4 protein-coding genes are annotated in these 4,013 nt (G+C 62.0%); 3 read left to right on the top strand and 1 reads right to left on the bottom strand.

Features of this window, described 5'->3' with window-relative positions; all coding sequences use genetic code 11:
- Nucleotides 1–99: 99 nt before the first annotated feature.
- From EOA60_RS22190 to EOA60_RS22175, 3 genes are all read left to right on the top strand, one after another.
- Nucleotides 100–510, top strand: a complete 411-nt coding sequence (locus tag EOA60_RS22190; RefSeq protein ID WP_067321690.1) for a TadE/TadG family type IV pilus assembly protein — start codon at nt 100–102, stop codon at nt 508–510.
- 430 nt (nt 511–940) lie between these two features.
- Nucleotides 941–1,879, top strand: coding sequence for a hypothetical protein (locus tag EOA60_RS37725; protein ID WP_164896086.1), 939 nt, complete (start codon nt 941–943; stop codon nt 1,877–1,879).
- 758 nt (nt 1,880–2,637) lie between these two features.
- Nucleotides 2,638–3,045 (top strand): hypothetical protein, encoded by a 408-nt coding sequence (locus tag EOA60_RS22175; protein ID WP_095824576.1) that lies wholly within the window; start codon nt 2,638–2,640, stop codon nt 3,043–3,045.
- A 296-nt stretch (nt 3,046–3,341) separates the two neighbouring features.
- On the opposite strand, the gene EOA60_RS22170 is transcribed toward EOA60_RS22175, so the two are convergent.
- Nucleotides 3,342–3,689 carry a hypothetical protein gene (locus EOA60_RS22170; RefSeq protein ID WP_245322364.1) on the bottom strand — a complete coding sequence of 116 codons (348 nt, stop codon included), beginning with the start codon at nt 3,687–3,689 and terminating at the stop codon, nt 3,342–3,344.
- Nucleotides 3,690–4,013: the final 324 nt, after the last annotated feature.

The raw sequence follows: 4,013 nt of genomic DNA, 5'->3' as shown, positions 1-4,013 counted from the left end.
CCATCTATGTCCAGATCCAGGCGTCGGGCACCTGGGTTCCGCCGTTCACCTTCGGCGTCTTCCCGGGCAATAGCGCGCTCAGCCATCAGCAGGTGGTCCGTGTCCGCTAAGCAAAAAACCAGGCTGTTTGCCAGCAACGCCTCTGGCGGCGCCGCGATCGAGTTCGCGCTGATCGTGCCTTTCCTGATCATGCTTCTGTTCGGCATCTTCGCCTTCGGCTGGTCGATGAACAACGAGTCCAGCGTGCGCTATGCGCTCGAGGCCTCGGCGCGCTCGCTGCAGCTTGACAGGACGATGACCCAGGCTCAGATCCAGGCGATCGCGACGCAGAAACTACAGGCGCTTGGCTTGCAGAACGTGACAGTTACGATCACCACCGACCCGCCGAGCGGCGGCTTCAAGATGGCGCATGTCAGCGCCAGCTATGCCTTCGTCATCAACTTTCCCTATTTCAGCGATTTTCCGATCAATTACTCGACCACTGTCACCGTGCCGCTGATCAACAGCTGAAGCACGTCTCCCCAAAGTGGGACTTCGTTTCGGGTCAAAGCCAGGGCTAAGCTTAACAAGCTGTGTGGGCCGAAAGATTGCGACACGCTTCAGGGCATGCCGAGGAAGAATATATAAGTATATATCTGGGATTGGCCGCAAAGCGGGATAAGAACACCTCGGTAGCGCGCCCCAAGCGCTGGTGGCATCACCGCTCCCGCGGGTTGCCCGAAACGATGCCGCGCACGTCCGAAAATCGCCTTTATAAACAGGCGTCTTGTACTCCTCGACGGACGCTGGCCGCATAGCGTTGGGCCCATGGTCCGACGGGAGGTGGGCCTTCATTGTTCCAGAGGGCGGACCTGGCCTTAGCCCATTTATTTACGCAATAATTTCAGCAAGTTAACAGGTGTTCAGCAGGATTTCCGGAGCTGCTTCTCGGGATACTCTCTTGCCGCCACCGAATTTGTTTAAAAGTTACTCCAAGCCGTTAGGGAAATCTCATATGACGCGATCTAGCGGTTGGGCATTGGTGGCGATTCACCTGCGGAGAAACATGATGACAATCCGGAAAACACTTTTGGCTTCGCTTGCCATTCTGGCGCTCGCGGCTGCTCCCGCACTCGCCGGAGCCGGCGGCAATGGCGGTGGCAACGGCAATGGCGGCAGCCATGGCGGCGGCAACGGCAATGGCGGCGGTAACGGCAATGGCGGCGGTAATGGCAACGGCGGTGGCAACGGCGGCGGCAAGGGCCAAAGCAGCAACAGCGGCGCCTCGCACGGCAAGTCGGCATCGGCAAAGGCCGCCAAGTCGCAGGTCGACGATGCAACCGATGACGACACGACGGACGATACCACTACGGCCGCCACCCCGAAGGAGAAGAACATCCATGCCAAGCTCGGCCGGCTGAACTCGCTCCAGCGCAACATCAATGCCTACATGAATTCCAAGAGCAAGAAGTTCGCGGGCATTCAGGCTTATGTGACCCAGGCCGCCGTAGCCCAGAACGCGCAGGCCAAGCTTGACGCGGCAAACGCGAAGCTGGCCGCCGACCAGGCCCAGCTCGGCACGCTCACCCAACAGCTCGCCGACCTCAATGCAACAGACACGACCAACATGACGGCCGAGGAAAAGGCGGCTTTCGATGCGCAGGTTGCCGACGTTCAGGCGCAGATCGACGCCCAGAACGCCGCGATCGCCGCTGACACCCAGGCGGTCACGGATGCCCAGGCTGCGGTGACCGCTAACCCTGCCCCCGATGACGCCACGCTCGACGCCGCCCTGCAGGACATGGCCAACAAGCCGGTCGATCAGGAGGTGACGGACTGGGCCAAGGACGTGCTGGCCGACAAGATCGACCAGGCGGCCGCGGCGACGTCCACGCCATAAGGCACACGCGGCGAACCTGCCGCAGTGGAGTGCATGCATGCCGCCGGGGCGACCCGGCGGCATTTTTGTTTGGCTTGACGGCAATGCATTCGCACACGGCAACAGACCAAGTGAGGCCAGGGGGAATTCTGGTTGCGGCGAGCAGAAACCCCACGCCGAGGCACAGGCGGAGTTCAAAAAAAGGCTCGCCCTTGAGGCGAGCCCAAAAGTAGCAAAAGCCGAGGTGGTCAGACGGCTTCTACCCGCGTCCGAAGGTTAACATGCGGGGGTGTACCGACCGAATAACATTAGTTAAGGAATAGCTAAAAATCCCTCGGCGTCCGCACCGCTGGAAGCCTTTCGTCGGTTTTGGTCGGCGTTGTGCCACGTGTTTGAAACGGTGGCAGAACCGACGGCGGTGACGCAGACCGGGTAGTCGAAAATCGGCGCGCCGAAAACGAGTTTGACCGGGAGCTGCGTGGTCAGCTCCCGGCCCCCGGTTGCCACCCCCGAGATCTCGCTGTGAATGTCGTACTACGATATAAAAGCCGGCGTTGGAATGGGAACGGGCAATTTCTTTTGCGAGCCGCCCTGCATTGGGGAAAACAACTGCAGGCCCGGGAGCGCTGCCCCGCCGCCGCCGACATTGCGAGTCTTTTTGCCTCGCCTGACGCTGTGCGCAATGCACACCAAAACGTCGCTGTCGTGTGGCTAATATGCATTGCGGTGTGTAGACTTAGCGGGTGAGGGATTTCACAGGGCATTGGGAGGACAACAAAATGCCACGGGTTTCGGAGCTTTTCTTCAAGACGGCCATCGTCTTTCTCATCCTGGGCATAGCCGCCGGGCTGCAGATGGCGATTTCGGGCGACCACGGCGCCTTCCCGGCGCACGCCCACATCAACCTTCTCGGCTGGGTGACCAGCGCGATCTTCGGCGGTTACTACGCGCTCAATCCGGCCAAGGCCGAGCGCCGCATCGCCATGATCCACTACGGTCTCTACACGGTTGGCCTCGTGATCATGCTGCCGGCGCTCTACTGGATGCTGGCCGCAGGCCATCCGGAGATCGAGCCGGTCGTGGCGATCGGCTCGCTGATCGTCGCCGCCGCGGTGCTGACCTTTGCCTTCATCGTCTTCTCGTCCGCAGAGACGGTGCGCTCGGCCACGGTCGCTCCGGCGCAGTAACGGTGCACCCAACAGCGCGTCGCCTGAACCGGCCTAGTGCGACGCGCTCAATTGCTCGATCGCACGCGGCCAAGATCGGCCGAAGCGCCTCTTCGTGTCCTGTGTGGCGGAGCAGGGAGCGAAGCGACGCGGCGCAAACTGCAGGCCGTAAGCTCAGAGCGTTACGACGATGCAGGATTCTGCCGCGCTGCGTTCCTCGACGAGGTCACAGCGTGGGTTCTCGGGTCTTTGCTCCGCTTCGCGTCGCTACGCCCAACGATGACGGCGTTGGGGCTTCGGCCGGACGCTGAGCCGCCTTACGGCAGCAGCCTCGGGAACAGCCGCGAGATCAGCGCGTGGACGATGCCGTCGCGCTCGAAGGGACCGGGCAGCTTGGCGGGGGCGCCGGCGTCGCTCGCCTTGCTCTCGTCCGTGGCCCGGCCTTCGGCTTGCACGAGCCACAGCACGGCCACGAAGTAGCCTGCCTGCAGCACCACGCCCGCCAGGAACGTCCAGCCAAGCGACTGCCAGACGGACCCGGTGGACATGAAGGTCCAGCCGAGAACCACCAGAAGCGTTGCCGTCATTCCCACAAGAAACTGCGGAAAATACATTTGCCCAACCGAGCGCCGCGACCAGTTAGGCTCTTCGACGATCTCGCCCATTGCTCTACCCATTTTGACCCTTGCACCTTTTCCGCCAGGATCGCAAGACTTCACGCAGACCCCTTGCCATAGGTCTTAATTCCGGCCCGCCAAAGGACCTACGCCTGAGGAACCCAGCCGAGGCCGATTCCGTTCCCTCGCGGAACGATGATCAGGAGTAGCTAATGGCCGGCAGCGTGTACGAGGCGCGCTGGCTTGTTGCGCCTGCTTTTGGAGCGCGCATCGTCTTCGCCGCTTGCCGCAATGCTGCTGAGCTGACGCCCTCTGACGATCGCCGCAGTGCCCGCCCGCCGAGCACGTCCCTTCATCGGCGGGGGGCCGGGC

Source organism: Mesorhizobium sp. M1A.F.Ca.IN.020.06.1.1 (genome assembly GCF_004023265.1).
GTDB lineage: Bacteria > Pseudomonadota > Alphaproteobacteria > Rhizobiales > Rhizobiaceae > Mesorhizobium.
This window is presented reverse-complemented; position numbering and strand designations above follow the sequence as displayed.

Excerpts from the sequence above, each read along its gene's own strand:
- EOA60_RS22175 (WP_095824576.1), top strand. The coding sequence starts at position 2,638 with ATGCCACGGGTTTCGGAGCTTTTCTTCAAGACGGCCATCGTCTTTCTC.
- EOA60_RS22170 (WP_245322364.1), bottom strand. The coding sequence starts at position 3,689 with ATGGGCGAGATCGTCGAAGAGCCTAACTGGTCGCGGCGCTCGGTTGGG.